Origin of the sequence: Enterobacter sp. HNDS-6 (assembly GCF_039850505.1) — a bacterium.
Taxonomy (GTDB): domain Bacteria; phylum Pseudomonadota; class Gammaproteobacteria; order Enterobacterales; family Enterobacteriaceae; genus Enterobacter; species Enterobacter kobei.
In genome coordinates this window covers 2,168,909-2,185,051 of record NZ_CP156673.1, presented here as the reverse complement: position 1 = coordinate 2,185,051, position 16,143 = coordinate 2,168,909, and the positions used below count along the sequence as shown (strand labels likewise).

The window sequence follows — 16,143 nt, the reverse complement described above, 5'->3', positions numbered from 1 at the left end:
CCTGACACACAATCGCGGTAAAGCGGTTGTTGAAGCGGTCTGCACGGGATAATTATCAATAAACACATGTAGATCGAGGCTGATTATGAAGAACATCGTTTTATGCTGTGCAGCGGGAATGTCAACCAGCATGCTGGTTCAACGTATGAAAGACGCCGCGCAGAAAAAAGGGGTTGAAGTCACCATTAAAGCCGTTCCGGTTGCGGAGTTTAAAGACAACATCGCGACGGCCGACATCGTATTGCTGGGGCCACAGGTTAAATACGAGCAGGCAAAACTGCAGGCACAGGCTGACCCACTGGGCAAAAAAGTCGCGGTGATCGACATGATGGACTACGGCATGATGAAAGGCGATGCCGTACTGGAAAAAGCCCTCAAACTGCTGGAGTGACCTCATGGAAGATTTAGAGACAACGATCATGGAACTGCTGGTTAACGCCGGGGCGGCGCGAAGTGCCGCGCTTACGGCATTACAAATGGCCCGCAAAGGTGAGTTCGACGAAGCCGAAAAAGCAATGGAAGAGTCTCGCGAATATGTGAAGCATGCGCATACGATCCAGACACAGCTTATCGGTCTTGACGAAGGAACCGGCAAGCTCCCGGTCAACCTGATAACCGTTCACTCTCAGGACCACCTGATGAACGCCATGGTGATTCAGGATCTGGCAGGCGACATGATTGAGCTTTATCGACGGATCCCATTAGTAAATTGAAAAAATGCAGATGTAAAAAAACCCGCCGAGGCGGGTTTTTTATTTACGGCATCAACGATTACTCGTTGTCGGAACCGCCCAGACCTGCGTTCAGCAGTTCTGCCAGGCTCGCGGATGCATCTTCAGCAGTCACCTGCGGTGCAGCTGGCAGTTCGCCCGCAGCACGACGACGCATACGATCCTGATGGTATGCATAACCGGTACCCGCTGGGATCAGACGACCCACGATAACGTTCTCTTTCAGACCGCGCAGTTCATCACGTTTACCTGCAACAGCCGCTTCGGTCAGGACACGAGTCGTTTCCTGGAACGATGCTGCAGAGATGAAGGACTCGGTTGCCAGAGACGCTTTGGTGATACCCAGCAGATCGCGCGCGTAAGTCGCACCGATTTTGCCATTCGCTTCCAGGTCGCGGTTAGCGATCTTGACGCGTGAGTATTCAACCTGCTCGCCTTCGAGGAACTCAGAGCTGCCTGCGTTTTCGATGGTTGCTTTACGCAGCATCTGACGAACGATAACTTCGATGTGTTTATCGTTAATCTTAACGCCCTGCAGGCGGTATACGTCCTGTACTTCGTTAACAATGTAACGGGTAACAGCATGTACACCACGCAGACGCAGGATGTCGTGCGGCGCTTCTGGACCGTCGGAAACAACGTCACCACGTTCTACACGTTCACCTTCGAACACGTTGAGCTGACGCCACTTAGGAATCATCTCTTCGTACGGCTCGCTGCCATCTACTGGAGTGATAACCAGACGGCGCTTACCTTTGGTCTCTTTACCGAAGGAAATGATACCGCTGATCTCAGCCAGGATTGCCGGCTCTTTCGGACGACGTGCTTCGAACAGGTCCGCAACGCGTGGCAGACCACCGGTGATGTCCTTGGTACCGCCGGATTCCTGAGGAATACGCGCCAGGGTGTCACCAGAGCTGATCTGTACGCCATCTTCCAGCTGTACAATCGCTTTACCCGGCAGGAAGTACTGCGCAGGCATATCGGTACCCGGGATCAGAACGTCATTACCCTGAGCATCAACGATTTTCAGTGCAGGACGCAGATCTTTACCACCGGTAGTACGTTCAGCAGAATCCAGAACCACCAGAGAAGACAGACCGGTCAGCTCGTCGGTCTGACGAGTAATGGTCTGGCCGTCGATCATGTCAGTAAAGCGGATGAAACCACTTACTTCGGTGATAACCGGCATAGTGTGTGGATCCCAGTTTGCAACGGTTTCACCGCCGGCAACCTGCTCGCCATCACCTTTCGCCATAACCGCACCGTAAGGTACTTTATAGCTCTCTTTGGTACGACCGAATTCGTCGATCAGCTTCAGCTCGGTGTTACGAGAGGTCACAACCAGCTTGCCTGCGGAGTTAACAACCGACTTCGCATTGCTGAGCTTGATGCTACCTTTGTTTTTCACCTGAATGCTGGATTCAGCAGCCGCACGAGATGCCGCACCACCGATGTGGAACGTACGCATCGTCAGCTGTGTACCTGGCTCACCGATGGACTGTGCCGCGATAACGCCGATAGCTTCACCTTTGTTGATGATGTGGCCACGCGCCAGGTCACGACCATAGCAGTGCGCACAAACACCAAAGTCGGTGTCACAGGATACAACGGAACGCACTTTCACGGAGTCAACAGAGTTCGCTTCCAGCAGGTCACACCACTGTTCGTGCAGCAGCGTGTTGCGTGGAACCAGAATGTCTGCGGTACCCGGCTTCAGAATGTCTTCCGCGGTTACACGACCCAGTACGCGATCGCGCAGTGGCTCTTTAACATCACCACCCTCGATAACCGGGGTCATGGTGATACCTTCGAGGGTGCCACAATCGTCTTCAGTTACGACCAGATCCTGTGCAACGTCAACCAGACGACGCGTCAGATAACCGGAGTTCGCTGTTTTCAGTGCGGTATCCGCCAGACCTTTACGCGCACCGTGCGTGGAGATGAAGTACTGGAGTACGTTCAGACCTTCACGGAAGTTCGCGGTGATTGGCGTTTCGATGATGGAGCCATCTGGCTTCGCCATCAGACCACGCATACCTGCCAGCTGACGAATCTGTGCTGCAGAACCACGCGCACCGGAGTCGGCCATCATGTAGATGCTGTTGAAGGAAACCTGCTGCTCTTCTACGCCGTCACGGTTAATCACGGTTTCGGTCTGCAGGTTATCCATCATCGCCTTGGATACACGATCGTTCGCCGCAGCCCAGATATCGATAACTTTGTTATAGCGTTCGCCCGCGGTTACCAGACCAGACTGGAACTGCTCCTGGATCTCAGCAACTTCAGCTTCCGCTTCAGAGATGATCTCGTGTTTCTTCTCTGGGATGACCATGTCATCGATACCAACAGATGCACCTGAACGCGCTGCATAAGCAAAGCCGGTGTACATTGTCTGGTCAGCGAAGATAACGGTCGGCTTCAGACCCAGAATGCGGTAACAGGTGTTCAGCATTTTGGAGATCGCTTTCTTACCCAGCGCCTGGTTGACGATGGAGAAAGGCAGACCTTTCGGTACGATCATCCACAGAATGGCACGGCCAACGGTCGTGTCTTTCAGGCTGGTGTGCGCAACGAATTCGCCGTTTGCATCTTTTTCGTATTCAGTGATACGCACTTTAACGCGCGCATGCAGAGAGGCCAGGCCAGCGCGATAAATACGCTCAGCTTCTTTAGGGCCAGTCAGCACCATGCCTTCGCCTTTGGCGTTAACACAGTCACGGGTCATGTAGTACAGACCCAGTACAACGTCCTGAGAAGGAACAATGATTGGCTCACCGTTCGCTGGGGACAGGATGTTGTTGGTAGACATCATCAGCGCACGCGCTTCCAGCTGGGCTTCCAGCGTCAGCGGTACGTGAACAGCCATCTGGTCACCATCGAAGTCGGCGTTATACGCCGCACAAACCAGCGGGTGCAGCTGGATAGCTTTACCTTCGATCAGTACTGGCTCAAATGCCTGGATACCCAGACGGTGCAGGGTTGGTGCACGGTTCAGCAGTACCGGGTGTTCGCGGATCACTTCGTCCAGGATATCCCAAACGACAGCTTCTTCACGCTCAACCATTTTCTTCGCGGCTTTGATGGTGGTGGCCAGGCCACGCAGTTCCAGTTTGCCGTAGATGAATGGTTTGAACAGCTCCAGTGCCATTTTCTTCGGCAGACCGCACTGATGCAGACGCAGGTATGGACCTACGGTGATAACAGAACGACCGGAGTAGTCAACACGCTTACCGAGCAGGTTCTGACGGAAACGACCCTGTTTACCTTTGATCATATCGGCCAAAGATTTCAGAGGACGCTTGTTAGAACCGGTGATCGCACGACCGCGACGACCGTTATCCAGCAGGGCATCTACCGCTTCCTGCAGCATACGTTTTTCGTTGCGTACGATGATGTCCGGCGCAGCCAGATCCAGCAGACGTTTCAGACGGTTGTTACGGTTAATGACGCGACGATACAGATCGTTCAGGTCAGACGTCGCGAAACGACCACCATCCAGTGGAACCAGCGGACGCAGATCTGGCGGCAGAACCGGCAGAACGGTCAGGATCATCCACTCTGGTTTGTTACCAGACTGAACGAACGCTTCCAGCAGTTTGATACGCTTGGTCAGCTTTTTACGCTTGGTTTCGGAGTTGGTTTCGTTCAGCTCTTCACGCAGCTGCTCGCACTCTTGCTCCAGATCCATGCTCTTCAGCAGGGCCTGGATAGCTTCCGCACCCATTTTCGCGTCGAATTCGTCACCGAACTCTTCCAGCGCGTCCAGATACTGCTCTTCAGTCAGGATCTGGTGACGTTCCAGGTTCGTCATACCGCCTTCGATAACCACATAAGATTCGAAGTACAGTACGCGTTCGATATCACGCAGCGGCATATCCAGCAGCAGACCGATACGGGACGGCAGAGATTTCAGGAACCAGATGTGCGCAGTCGGAGACGCCAGCTCGATGTGGCCCATGCGCTCACGACGCACTTTGGTCTGGGTCACTTCAACGCCACACTTCTCACAGATCACACCACGGTGTTTCAGGCGCTTGTACTTACCGCACAGGCACTCGTAGTCTTTTACTGGCCCGAAAATACGCGCACAGAAAAGGCCGTCACGCTCAGGCTTGAACGTACGGTAGTTGATGGTTTCCGGCTTTTTAACTTCACCGAAAGACCATGAACGGATCATGTCTGGCGAAGCCAGAGCAATTTTGATCGCATCAAACTCTTCGGTTTTAGTCTGCGCTTTCAGAAACTTTAATAAATCTTTCACGGATTTGCTCCCGTCGGAGTTAGCACAATCCGGTGCCGGGGGTTAACCCGGCACCAGTGACCTGTTTGAGCGAGAATTACTCGTCTTCCAGTTCGATGTTGATACCCAGCGAACGAATCTCTTTCAACAGTACGTTGAAGGACTCTGGCATGCCCGGTTCCATCTGATGGTTGCCGTCCACGATGTTTTTATACATCTTGGTACGACCGTTCACGTCATCAGACTTAACGGTGAGCATTTCCTGCAGGGTGTATGCCGCGCCGTATGCTTCCAGCGCCCACACTTCCATCTCCCCGAAGCGCTGACCACCGAACTGTGCCTTACCACCCAGCGGCTGCTGAGTAACCAGGCTGTAAGAACCGGTAGAACGAGCGTGCATTTTGTCGTCGACCAGGTGGTTCAGTTTCAGCATGTACATGTAACCTACGGTTACCGGACGCTCAAACTGTTCACCGGTACGGCCGTCAAACAGCGTAATCTGACCAGACGTTGGCAGACCACCCAGTTGCAGCAGCTCTTTAATTTCAGCTTCTTTTGCACCGTCGAAGACCGGCGTTGCAATTGGCATACCTTTGCGCAGGTTCTCTGCCAGACGCAGCACTTCTTCATCGCTGAAGGTGTTCAGGTCGACTTTCTGACGAACGTCGGTACCCAGATCGTAGGCACGCTGGATGAATTCGCGCAGTTTCGCGACTTCCTGCTGCTGTTTCAGCATGGCGTTGATCTTGTCGCCGATACCTTTCGCAGCCATACCCAGGTGGGTTTCCAGAATCTGACCGATGTTCATACGAGACGGTACGCCCAGTGGGTTCAGTACGATATCTACCGGCGTACCGTTAGCATCGTGCGGCATATCTTCGATCGGGTTGATCTTAGAGATAACACCCTTGTTACCGTGACGACCTGCCATCTTATCACCAGGCTGGATCTGACGTTTAACGGCCAGATACACCTTAACAATCTTCAGCACGCCTGGTGCCAGATCGTCGCCCTGAGTGATTTTGCGGCGTTTCGCTTCGAGTTTTTTCTCGAACTCGTGTTTCAGTTCGTCATACTGCTCAGCCAGCTGTTCCAGCTGATTCTGTTTCTCTTCGTCGGTCAGGCCCAGTTCCAGCCAGCGATCGCGTGGCAGTTTGTCGAGCTTCTCAGCTTCAACGCCACCGGCAACCAGCACCGCATAAATACGGCTGAACAGACCTGCTTCGAGGATCTGCAGTTCTTCAGACAGGTCTTTCTTGGCCTGCTTGAGCTGCATCTCTTCGATTTCCAGCGCACGTTTATCTTTCTCAACGCCATCACGGGTGAAGACCTGAACGTCGATAACCGTACCGGAAACACCGTTTGGTACGCGCAGAGAAGAGTCTTTAACGTCAGACGCTTTCTCACCGAAGATGGCACGCAGCAGTTTCTCTTCTGGCGTCAGCTGGGTTTCACCTTTCGGCGTTACCTTACCAACCAGAATGTCACCGCCGGTCACTTCCGCACCGATGTAAACAATACCGGATTCATCCAGTTTGGAGAGCGCTGCTTCACCCACGTTAGGGATATCGGCCGTGATCTCTTCTGGCCCCAGCTTGGTGTCACGGGACACACATGCCAGTTCCTGAATGTGGATGGTGGTGAAACGATCTTCCTGAACCACACGCTCGGAGACGAGGATGGAGTCTTCGAAGTTGTAACCGTTCCACGGCATGAACGCTACGCGCATGTTCTGACCGAGCGCCAGTTCACCGAGGTCGGTGGACGGACCGTCTGCCAGCACGTCGCCGCGCTCAACTGGCTCACCCAGAGATACACAAGGCATCTGGTTGATACAGGTGTTCTGGTTAGAACGGGTGTATTTGGTCAGGTTGTAGATGTCGATACCCGCTTCGCCCGGATACATCTCGTCTTCGTTAACTTTGATAACGATACGGGATGCGTCAACGTACTGAACGGTACCGCCACGCTTAGCAACTGCAGTAACACCGGAGTCAACGGCAACAGCACGTTCCATACCGGTACCAACCAGCGGCTTATCAGCACGCAGAGTTGGAACGGCCTGACGTTGCATGTTCGCACCCATCAATGCACGGTTGGCGTCATCGTGTTCCAGGAACGGGATCAGGGACGCACCGACGGATACCACCTGCTGGGTGGATACGTCCATGTAGTCAACCTGGTCGCGGCTGAACAAGCTGGATTCGCCTTTGCTACGGCAGGTAACCAGATCTTCTACAAAGTGGCCTTCGTCATCCAGGTTGGAGTTCGCCTGAGCGATAACGTAGTTGCCTTCTTCGATAGCAGACAGGTAATGAATTTCGTCGGTTACAACACCGTCGGTCACTTTACGATACGGGGTTTCGAGGAAACCGTATTCGTTTGTCTGTGCGTACACGGACAGGGAGTTGATCAGACCGATGTTTGGACCTTCAGGCGTTTCGATTGGACATACGCGACCATAGTGCGTCGGGTGTACGTCTCGAACTTCGAAGCCTGCACGTTCACGGGTCAGACCGCCTGGGCCGAGTGCAGAGATACGACGTTTGTGCGTAATCTCAGACAGCGGGTTGTTCTGGTCCATGAACTGAGACAGCTGGCTGGAACCGAAGAACTCTTTCACTGCCGCAGAAATCGGCTTGGCGTTGATCATATCCTGAGGCATCAGGGTATCCAGATCGCCCAGAGACAGACGCTCTTTAACCGCACGCTCAACACGTACCAGGCCAACGCGGAACTGGTTTTCCGCCATTTCGCCTACGGAACGGATACGACGGTTGCCGAGGTGGTCGATATCGTCCACTTCGCCTTTACCGTTACGGATATCGATGAGCTTCTTCATCACTTCGATGATGTCGTCTTTGCTCAGGATACCGGAACCTTCGATCTCATCACGCAGCAGAGAACGGTTGAACTTCATACGACCTACCGCGGACAAATCGTAGCGGTCTTCGGAGAAGAACAGGTTCTCGAACAGGCTTTCAGCCGCTTCGCGAGTTGGTGGCTCACCAGGACGCATCATGCGGTAGATTTCAACCAGCGCGCTCAGACGATCGGTCGTTGGGTCGACGCGGATAGTCTCAGAGATATAAGGACCGTGGTCCAGATCGTTGGTGAACAGCGTTTCGATACGTTTGTGGCCAGACTGGCTCAGCTTAGCCAGCAGATCCAGGCTCAGCTCCATGTTAGCCGGGCAGATCAGCTCGCCAGTTGATTCATCAACGTAATCTTTCGCGGCTACTTTTCCTGCAATGTACTCAACCGGAACTTCGATGTGTTTGATATCATCTTTTTCCAGCTGGCGGATGTGGCGCGCGGTGATACGGCGACCTTTTTCCACATACACTTTGCCGTCGGCTTCGATGTCGAACGACGCGGTCTCACCACGCAGACGTTCCGGCACCAGCTCCATCTGCAGCTTGTTGTCGCGGATTTCAAAGATCACTTTCTCAAAGAACAGGTCCAGGATCTGCTCAGTGGTATATTGCAGCGCACGCAGAATGATGGTTGCAGGCAGCTTACGACGACGGTCGATACGGACAAACAGGTTGTCTTTTGGATCGAACTCGAAGTCCAGCCATGAACCACGGTAAGGAATGATACGTGCGTTATACAGTACTTTACCGGAAGAGTGTGTTTTACCTTTATCGCTGTCGAAGAAGACGCCCGGGCTACGATGCAGCTGGGAAACGATAACACGCTCAGTACCGTTGATAACGAAAGTACCGTTGTCTGTCATGAGCGGAATTTCACCCATGTAGACTTCTTGTTCTTTAATGTCTTTTACGGTGCCTTCCGGCGCTTCGCGCTCGTAGATCACCAGACGCAGTTTTACGCGCAGCGGTGCGGAATAGGTCACGCCACGGATCTGACATTCCTGAACGTCAAACACCGGTTCGCCAAGGCGGTAGCTGACGTACTGCAGCTCGGAGTTACCGCTGTAGCTCTGAATCGGGAACACGGAACGGAAGGCGGCTTCCAGACCGTACTGCCCTTCAGGATCTTGCTCGATAAACTTCTGGAACGAGTCAAGCTGGATAGAAAGGAGATATGGAATGTCCAGAACTTGTGGACGTTTACCAAAATCCTTACGAATACGTTTTTTCTCGGTATAGGAGTAAACCATAGGGTTCCTCAGCTCGCTGACAAGTCGACCCATCTGTCCGACGAAGGGACAGTTTGTGCAACACCATTTTGTGGACCGGAAAATTGAATACTTTCCGCAATACCTGTTGCTATCACGCTTAAATCATTTCGTCGCGATTTACACAGAGCGAGCACCCTGTCGCAATATATTAAGTCGTCGATAGAAACATGCATTGTCAGGACAATCAGCAGTCAAACAGTGTGAAATGCTACTGATGCCTTACAGCGCAAAAAGGCTGGTGACTAAAAAGTCACCAGCCATCAGCCTAATTGCTTAGGCTGCAACCAGAAGGGTTGGCTTATTTAACTTCAACTTCAGCGCCAGCTTCTTCCAGAGATTTTTTCAGTGCTTCTGCGTCGTCTTTGCTCACGCCTTCTTTCAGCGCAGCTGGAGCAGATTCTACCAGGTCTTTAGCTTCTTTCAGACCCAGGCCAGTTGCGCCACGTACTGCTTTGATAACAGCAACTTTGTTAGCGCCTGCAGCTTTCAGAATTACGTCGAATTCAGTTTTTTCTTCAGCAGCGTCAGCAGCTGGGCCAGCAGCAACAGCTACAGCGGCAGCAGCAGAAACACCGAATTTTTCTTCCATTGCAGAAATCAGTTCTACAACGTCCATTACGGACATAGCGGCAACTGCTTCAATGATTTGATCTTTAGTGATAGACATTTAAATTGTTCCTGAAAATCAGAATAAGTTTATACGTAAGCAAATGCTTTATAAAGATAACTGCGATTAAGCAGCTTCTTTTGCATCGCGAACAGCAGCCAGAGTGCGAACCAGTTTGCCAGCCGAAGCTTCTTTCATGGTTGCCATCAGGCGTGCAATTGCTTCTTCGTAGGTCGGCAGGGTTGCCAGGCGATCTATTTGCGATGCCGGGATCAACTCACCTTCAAAGGCTGCAGCTTTGACCTCAAATTTTGCATTCGCTTTCGCGAACTCTTTGAACAGACGAGCAGCAGCGCCCGGGTGTTCCATAGAGTATGCAATCAGGGTCGGACCAACAAACGTGTCTTTCAGGCACTCGAAAGGAGTACCTTCAACTACGCGACGCAGCAGGGTGTTACGAACAACACGCATGTATACGCCAGCTTCACGACCTGCTTTACGCAGTTCAGTCATTTTGTCTACAGTAACGCCACGGGAATCCGCAACTACTGCAGACAGCGCGCCTTTGGCTACTTCGCTGACTTCAGCAACAATCGCTTGTTTGTCTTGAAGATTTAAAGCCATTAGCTTTGCTCCTGGATGTTTGCCGGAACTCATGTTCCGGAACTCACTTCACTCTCCCAAACGGAAAGAGCGTCTTAATACGGTGAGCAGAAACAAGCCAGAATATCCAAAAATAATCTTAGCGTTCTGTCACCGTCTACGCAGGGGATTAAGTCTCTTGCGAAACACCTGCGGTCTTCGACGGAGGCCTGGATTAGGCCAGGCTCCAACGAACAATTCTTTTAGCCGCTAACTTTTGTTAGCAAACGTGGGGGTAAGATTGTAGACAAAATCACCGCCCACGTAAAGGCATTAGTTTGCAGCAGCGCTCAGGCCAGCCTGGTCAACTGCAACACCTGCACCCATGGTGGTGGAGATGCTAACTTTCTTGATGTACACGCCTTTCGCCTGAGTTGGTTTTGCTTTTTTCAGCGCAACCAGCAGAGCTTCCAGGTTTTCTTTCAGTTTGTCAGCGTCAAAGTCCACTTTACCGATGGTGGTGTGGATGATGCCGTTTTTGTCGTTACGATAACGAACCTGACCTGCTTTAGCGTTCTTAACCGCTTCAGCAACGTTAGGCGTTACAGTACCCACTTTCGGGTTTGGCATCAGGCCACGTGGACCCAGAACCTGGCCCAGCTGGCCAACAACGCGCATTGCATCTGGAGATGCGATAACAACGTCGAAGTTCATTTCGCCTTTCTTGATCTGGTCAGCCAGATCTTCCATACCTACCAGTTCAGCGCCAGCAGCTTTAGCAGCTTCTGCGTTAGCACCCTGAGTAAATACAGCTACGCGAACGGAACGGCCAGTACCGTGTGGCAGTACAGTTGCACCACGAACGTTCTGATCAGATTTACGAGCATCGATGCCCAGGTTAACAGCAACGTCAACGCTTTCAACGAACTTAGCAGTAGCCAGTTCTTTCAGCAGAGCGATAGCTTCGTTGATGTCGTACTGTTTGGTCGCATCAACTTTGTCACGGATCACGGACATGCGCTTGGTCAGTTTAGCCATTTCTTAGTCCTCCACTACCAGGCCCATGGAACGTGCAGTACCTTCGATGGAGCGAGTCATCGCTTCAATGTCGGCACCAGTCATGTCGGCAGCTTTGGTCTGCGCGATTTCCTGCAGCTGAGCGCGGGAAATTTTACCCACTTTGTCTTTGTTCGGTTTACCGGAACCAGACTTGATACCCGCCGCTTTCTTCAGCAGAACTGCTGCTGGAGGGGTTTTGGTAACGAAAGTGAAAGAACGGTCAGCGTAAACAGTGATTACAACTGGGATTGGCAGACCTTTTTCCAGGGATTCGGTTTTGGCGTTGAACGCTTTACAGAATTCCATGATGTTCACACCCTGCTGACCCAGAGCTGGACCAACTGGTGGACTTGGGTTCGCCATACCAGCTGCAACCTGCAGCTTGACGTAGGCTTGTACTTTCTTAGCCATTCTAAAATCCTCTGATTGGGTAATAGCGCCTCAGGGAGGCTCCCCGTGAATAAAATTCGTTTTACGGGCCGAGACCCATAAAAACAAAAGGCGCGAAATTGTATTCCAATCTCGCGCCTTGTGCAACGATTAAATCGTCGCTTTTTTGATCGCTGCTTAGGCTTTCTCTACCTGAGCAAAGTCCAGTTCTACCGGGGTCGCACGACCGAAGATAGAGACGGAGACTTTCAGGCGGGACTTCTCGTAGTCCACTTCTTCAACCACACCATTAAAGTCAGCAAACGGACCGTCATTAACACGAACCATTTCACCCGGCTCAAACAGCGTTTTCGGACGCGGCTTATCACCCACCTGCTGCAGGCGGTTCATAATCGCATCAACTTCTTTGTCGCTGATTGGCGCCGGACGGTCAGACGTGCCGCCGATAAAGCCCATCACGCGCGGTACGCTGCGCACCAGGTGCCAGCTCGCGTCGTTCATAACCATCTGAACCAGCACGTAACCCGGGAAGAATTTGCGCTCGCTTTTGCGACGCTGGCCGCCACGGATCTCAACCACTTCTTCGGTCGGAACCATAACTTCGCCAAATAACTCTTCCATGTTGTGTAATTTGATATGCTCACGCAGCGACGTTGCTACGCGGCCTTCAAAACCGGAAAACGCCTGAACGACGTACCAGCGCTTTTTAGGGGCTTCAGACATCTCAGAACCTCAGGCCAGTGATAAAGGATACCAGGCGAACCAGAATACCATCCAGTCCCCACAGGATCAGTGACATTACAGCGGTAACCGCCGCTACAATCAGCGTGGTGTGCAATGTTTCCTGGCGAGTCGGCCAAATCACCTTGCGGACTTCGGTACGCGCTTCGCGTGCAAAAGCGACAGTCGCTTTGCCTTTCGTCGTCAACAGCGCGACACCACCCGCTGCAGCAATCAGAATTACCACTGCAAGCGCGCGTAGCGGCAGCATAATGTCACGATAAAGGTAGTTGCCGACAATCGCTACGATCAGCAGAACGGCTACCACTACCCATTTCATCGCTTCCAGGCCGCGCCCGCTCCCTTGAGCTTCGGTATTCGCACTCATAAACCAACCTGTCAGAAGTATTCTACAAACATTTTCACCCCGCGATTGCGAGGCAAACCAAATCGAAATGCTCATTCGCTTTTCGGATTATACGCTCTCTGCAGAGCCTGTCTCAGCAATGATTATGACAAAAATAATCACTGATGAGCCAGGTTCTGATCTGAAAGCGTGCAAAAAGGGCATCAAATGATGCCCTTTTATTGCGCATTGCGTCAAATGTTATCAGCAATTAGCCGAGAACTTTAGCAACCACGCCCGCGCCAACGGTACGGCCACCTTCACGGATTGCGAAACGCAGACCGTCATCCATCGCGATTGGGTGGATCAGAGTCACAACCATCTTGATGTTGTCGCCTGGCATTACCATCTCAACGCCTTCTGGCAGTTCGATGGTACCGGTCACGTCAGTTGTACGGAAGTAGAACTGTGGACGGTAGCCTTTGAAGAACGGAGTATGACGGCCGCCTTCGTCTTTGGACAGGATGTACACTTCAGATTCGAACTTGGTGTGTGGCTTGATTGAGCCTGGCTTCGCCAGAACCTGACCACGTTCGATTTCTTCACGTTTGATACCACGCAGCAGAACACCAACGTTCTCACCAGCACGGCCTTCGTCCAGCAGTTTGCGGAACATTTCAACGCCAGTACAGGTAGACTTCGCAGTCTCTTTGATACCAACGATTTCAACTTCTTCACCAACTTTGATGATACCGCGCTCTACACGACCGGTAACAACGGTACCACGACCGGAGATGGAGAATACGTCTTCGATTGGCAGCAGGAATGGCTTGTCAATCGCACGCTCTGGTTCTGGGATATAAGAATCCAGGTAGCCAGCCAGTTCGATGATTTTCGCTTCCCACTCAGCGTCGCCTTCCAGCGCTTTCAGCGCGGAACCACGAACGATTGGGGTGTCGTCGCCTGGGAAATCGTACTGAGACAGCAGTTCACGAACTTCCATCTCTACCAGTTCCAGCAGCTCTTCGTCATCAACCATGTCACACTTGTTCAGGAACACGATGATGTAAGGAACGCCTACCTGACGACCCAGCAGGATGTGCTCACGAGTCTGAGGCATTGGGCCGTCAGTCGCAGCAACAACCAGGATCGCGCCGTCCATCTGCGCAGCACCGGTGATCATGTTTTTAACATAGTCGGCGTGGCCTGGGCAGTCTACGTGTGCGTAGTGGCGAGTCGGGGTGTCGTATTCAACGTGAGAAGTGTTGATGGTGATACCACGAGCTTTTTCTTCTGGTGCGTTATCGATCTGGTCGAATGCACGAGCAGAACCACCGTAGGTTTTAGCCAGAACGGTAGTGATTGCAGCGGTCAGCGTTGTTTTACCATGGTCAACGTGGCCGATAGTACCGACGTTAACGTGCGGTTTTGTACGTTCAAACTTTTCTTTAGACATCGATTGTCCCTCTAAGACACGGATAAATCGGTGATATCACCACATCAACCAGGCGAAATGCCTGAATTGTTGAATACAGTAAAATTGAAACAGAGAGAAACGGGAAGGAGAAGTGAAGTGGTGCTGATACCCAGAGTCGAACTGGGGACCTCACCCTTACCAAGGGTGCGCTCTACCAACTGAGCCATATCAGCACGTATTGGAGCGGGCAGCGGGAATCGAACCCGCATCATCAGCTTGGAAGGCTGAGGTAATAGCCATTATACGATGCCCGCATCCTGAAACTCGGCTACCCAGTTCTTTCTGTAACAAAAAAAGAGATTTCTCTCTTTTTCAGTTTGAGCTGGCTAATTTTTCCAACCAGCTCCGGCGGCATTTACGCTGCCAGAAAGTGGTGGTGGGGGAAGGATTCGAACCTTCGAAGTCTGTGACGGCAGATTTACAGTCTGCTCCCTTTGGCCGCTCGGGAACCCCACCGGACTTGATGGTGCCGACTACCGGAATCGAACTGGTGACCTACTGATTACAAGTCAGTTGCTCTACCTACTGAGCTAAGTCGGCATCAAGTAGCGCGCATTCTATGGATACCTGCGCGGTCATGCAACTAAAAATTTGCATAAAACGTTCTTTCGCTCACATTTTATGCGAACAGCATACTAAGCGCTGTAAAAGTAGTCATTCGCGGTCAAATAATCAACATGCAAGGGTCGTTTGCACGGGATACACCGTAGCGTGACGGCTTCCGCGTAACGTAGCGCTTTCCATCTTTTTTCTTATTATTCCTGCCATCTGGTGTTAACCTCCTGCCCATTGTCCAAAATTAACTGTGTGATGAGCCACGATCCGGCAGTATTGAGCTGGCTCACTGAAGCATGCTTATGAGCAAAAAAGAGCAAACGTTAATGACGCCTTATCTTCACTTTAACCGCAGCCAGTGGGCTGCCCTGCGTGATTCCGTCCCTATGACGCTGACGGAAGGTGAAATCGCACGGTTAAAAGGGATAAACGAAGATCTGTCCCTGGAAGAGGTGGCAGAAATTTATCTTCCCCTTTCTCGCTTGCTTAACTTCTATATCAGCTCCAACCTGCGCCGTCAGGCGGTACTGGAGCAGTTCCTCGGAACGAACGGTCAGCGCATTCCTTATATCATCAGCATTGCGGGCAGCGTGGCCGTGGGTAAAAGCACCACCGCGCGCGTATTGCAGGCGCTGTTGAGCCGCTGGCCTGAACACCGCAGCGTTGAGTTAATTACCACCGACGGCTTCCTGCACCCGAACGAAGTATTAAAAGAACGCGGGCTAATGAAGAAGAAAGGCTTCCCGCTCTCTTATGATATGCACCGTCTGGTGAAATTTGTCTCTGACCTGAAATCCGGGGTGCCTCACGTCACGGCACCGGTCTATTCACACCTGATCTACGATCGTATTCCGGATGGGGATAAAACGGTGGTCCAGCCGGATATCCTGATCCTGGAAGGGTTAAACGTCCTGCAGAGCGGGATGGATTATCCTCATGACCCACATCATGTGTTCGTTTCAGACTTCGTCGATTTCTCTATATATGTTGATGCGCCGGAAGATCTTCTCCAGAGCTGGTACATCAACCGCTTCCTGAAGTTCCGGGAAGGCGCGTTCACCGATCCTGACTCTTACTTCCATAACTATGCGCAGCTGTCAAAAGAAGAGGCCATTAAGGTGGCGACGGGGCTGTGGAATGAGATCAACTACGTGAACCTGAAAGAGAACATCCTGCCGACGCGCGAACGCGCAAGTCTGATCCTCACCAAGAGCGAGAAGCACGCAGTCGACCAGATTCGCTTGCGGAAATAATTGCGCAGACATAAAAAACCGGCTTAACGCCGG

Annotated in this window: 12 protein-coding genes and 4 tRNA genes; 3 read left to right on the top strand and 13 right to left on the bottom strand. The window is 52.0% G+C overall.

From position 1 onward, the window contains the following. Positions 1–85: 85 nt before the first annotated feature. Together ABFI50_RS10210 and ABFI50_RS10205 are read left to right on the top strand one after the other, a co-directional pair. Entirely contained in the window at positions 86–391 is a 306-nt protein-coding gene (locus ABFI50_RS10210) for a PTS sugar transporter subunit IIB (protein WP_014882067.1), read from the top strand. A gap of 4 nt (positions 392–395) precedes the next feature. Continuing rightward, positions 396–713: a PTS lactose/cellobiose transporter subunit IIA gene (locus ABFI50_RS10205; protein ID WP_008503455.1), complete on the top strand. Its 318-nt coding sequence runs from the start codon at positions 396–398 to the stop codon at positions 711–713. Between the two features lie 58 nt (positions 714–771). Here ABFI50_RS10205 and rpoC read toward each other — a convergent pair whose 3' ends face one another. From rpoC to ABFI50_RS10140, 13 genes are all read right to left on the bottom strand, one after another. Then, positions 772–4,995: a DNA-directed RNA polymerase subunit beta' gene (gene rpoC, locus ABFI50_RS10200; protein WP_014882066.1), complete on the bottom strand. Its 4,224-nt coding sequence runs from the start codon at positions 4,993–4,995 to the stop codon at positions 772–774. A 76-nt stretch (positions 4,996–5,071) separates the two neighbouring features. After that, positions 5,072–9,100, bottom strand: a complete 4,029-nt coding sequence (gene rpoB / locus ABFI50_RS10195) for a DNA-directed RNA polymerase subunit beta (RefSeq protein ID WP_014882065.1) — start codon at positions 9,098–9,100, stop codon at positions 5,072–5,074. A 319-nt stretch (positions 9,101–9,419) separates the two neighbouring features. Further along, positions 9,420–9,788, bottom strand: coding sequence for a 50S ribosomal protein L7/L12 (gene rplL, locus ABFI50_RS10190; protein ID WP_014882064.1), 369 nt, complete (start codon positions 9,786–9,788; stop codon positions 9,420–9,422). Positions 9,789–9,854: 66 nt separating this feature from the next. Then, positions 9,855–10,352: a 50S ribosomal protein L10 gene (gene rplJ / locus ABFI50_RS10185; protein ID WP_004097644.1), complete on the bottom strand. Its 498-nt coding sequence runs from the start codon at positions 10,350–10,352 to the stop codon at positions 9,855–9,857. Positions 10,353–10,643: 291 nt separating this feature from the next. Beyond that, positions 10,644–11,348: a 50S ribosomal protein L1 gene (rplA, locus tag ABFI50_RS10180; protein ID WP_013095000.1), complete on the bottom strand. Its 705-nt coding sequence runs from the start codon at positions 11,346–11,348 to the stop codon at positions 10,644–10,646. 3 nt (positions 11,349–11,351) lie between these two features. Then, a complete protein-coding gene (rplK, locus tag ABFI50_RS10175; protein WP_008503452.1) occupies positions 11,352–11,780 on the bottom strand; it encodes a 50S ribosomal protein L11 in 429 nt (142 codons plus the stop codon). A gap of 156 nt (positions 11,781–11,936) precedes the next feature. Then, complete coding sequence (gene nusG / locus ABFI50_RS10170; RefSeq protein WP_003862341.1) at positions 11,937–12,482, bottom strand: transcription termination/antitermination protein NusG; 546 nt, start codon at positions 12,480–12,482, stop codon at positions 11,937–11,939. Between the two features lies 1 nt (position 12,483). Next, positions 12,484–12,867 (bottom strand): preprotein translocase subunit SecE, encoded by a 384-nt coding sequence (gene secE, locus ABFI50_RS10165; RefSeq protein WP_013094999.1) that lies wholly within the window; start codon positions 12,865–12,867, stop codon positions 12,484–12,486. A 229-nt stretch (positions 12,868–13,096) separates the two neighbouring features. Continuing rightward, positions 13,097–14,281 (bottom strand): elongation factor Tu, encoded by a 1,185-nt coding sequence (gene tuf, locus ABFI50_RS10160; protein WP_013094997.1) that lies wholly within the window; start codon positions 14,279–14,281, stop codon positions 13,097–13,099. 118 nt (positions 14,282–14,399) lie between these two features. Further along, positions 14,400–14,475, bottom strand: a tRNA-Thr gene (locus tag ABFI50_RS10155). 6 nt (positions 14,476–14,481) lie between these two features. Next, positions 14,482–14,556, bottom strand: a tRNA-Gly gene (locus ABFI50_RS10150). A gap of 117 nt (positions 14,557–14,673) precedes the next feature. Beyond that, positions 14,674–14,758: transfer RNA gene (locus tag ABFI50_RS10145), tRNA-Tyr, on the bottom strand. 8 nt (positions 14,759–14,766) lie between these two features. Beyond that, positions 14,767–14,842, bottom strand: a tRNA-Thr gene (locus ABFI50_RS10140). A 317-nt stretch (positions 14,843–15,159) separates the two neighbouring features. Between ABFI50_RS10140 and coaA the strand changes: the two genes are divergently transcribed. After that, positions 15,160–16,110, top strand: a complete 951-nt coding sequence (coaA, locus tag ABFI50_RS10135; RefSeq protein WP_014882061.1) for a type I pantothenate kinase — start codon at positions 15,160–15,162, stop codon at positions 16,108–16,110. Positions 16,111–16,143: the final 33 nt, after the last annotated feature.

Excerpts from the sequence above, each read along its gene's own strand:
- rpoB (WP_014882065.1), bottom strand. The coding sequence starts at position 9,100 with ATGGTTTACTCCTATACCGAGAAAAAACGTATTCGTAAGGATTTTGGT.
- ABFI50_RS10210 (WP_014882067.1), top strand. The coding sequence starts at position 86 with ATGAAGAACATCGTTTTATGCTGTGCAGCGGGAATGTCAACCAGCATG.
- rplL (WP_014882064.1), bottom strand. The coding sequence starts at position 9,788 with ATGTCTATCACTAAAGATCAAATCATTGAAGCAGTTGCCGCTATGTCC.
- secE (WP_013094999.1), bottom strand. The coding sequence starts at position 12,867 with ATGAGTGCGAATACCGAAGCTCAAGGGAGCGGGCGCGGCCTGGAAGCG.
- rplJ (WP_004097644.1), bottom strand. The coding sequence starts at position 10,352 with ATGGCTTTAAATCTTCAAGACAAACAAGCGATTGTTGCTGAAGTCAGC.
- tuf (WP_013094997.1), bottom strand. The coding sequence starts at position 14,281 with ATGTCTAAAGAAAAGTTTGAACGTACAAAACCGCACGTTAACGTCGGT.
- ABFI50_RS10205 (WP_008503455.1), top strand. The coding sequence starts at position 396 with ATGGAAGATTTAGAGACAACGATCATGGAACTGCTGGTTAACGCCGGG.
- rplK (WP_008503452.1), bottom strand. The coding sequence starts at position 11,780 with ATGGCTAAGAAAGTACAAGCCTACGTCAAGCTGCAGGTTGCAGCTGGT.
- nusG (WP_003862341.1), bottom strand. The coding sequence starts at position 12,482 with ATGTCTGAAGCCCCTAAAAAGCGCTGGTACGTCGTTCAGGCGTTTTCC.
- rplA (WP_013095000.1), bottom strand. The coding sequence starts at position 11,348 with ATGGCTAAACTGACCAAGCGCATGTCCGTGATCCGTGACAAAGTTGAT.
- coaA (WP_014882061.1), top strand. The coding sequence starts at position 15,160 with ATGAGCAAAAAAGAGCAAACGTTAATGACGCCTTATCTTCACTTTAAC.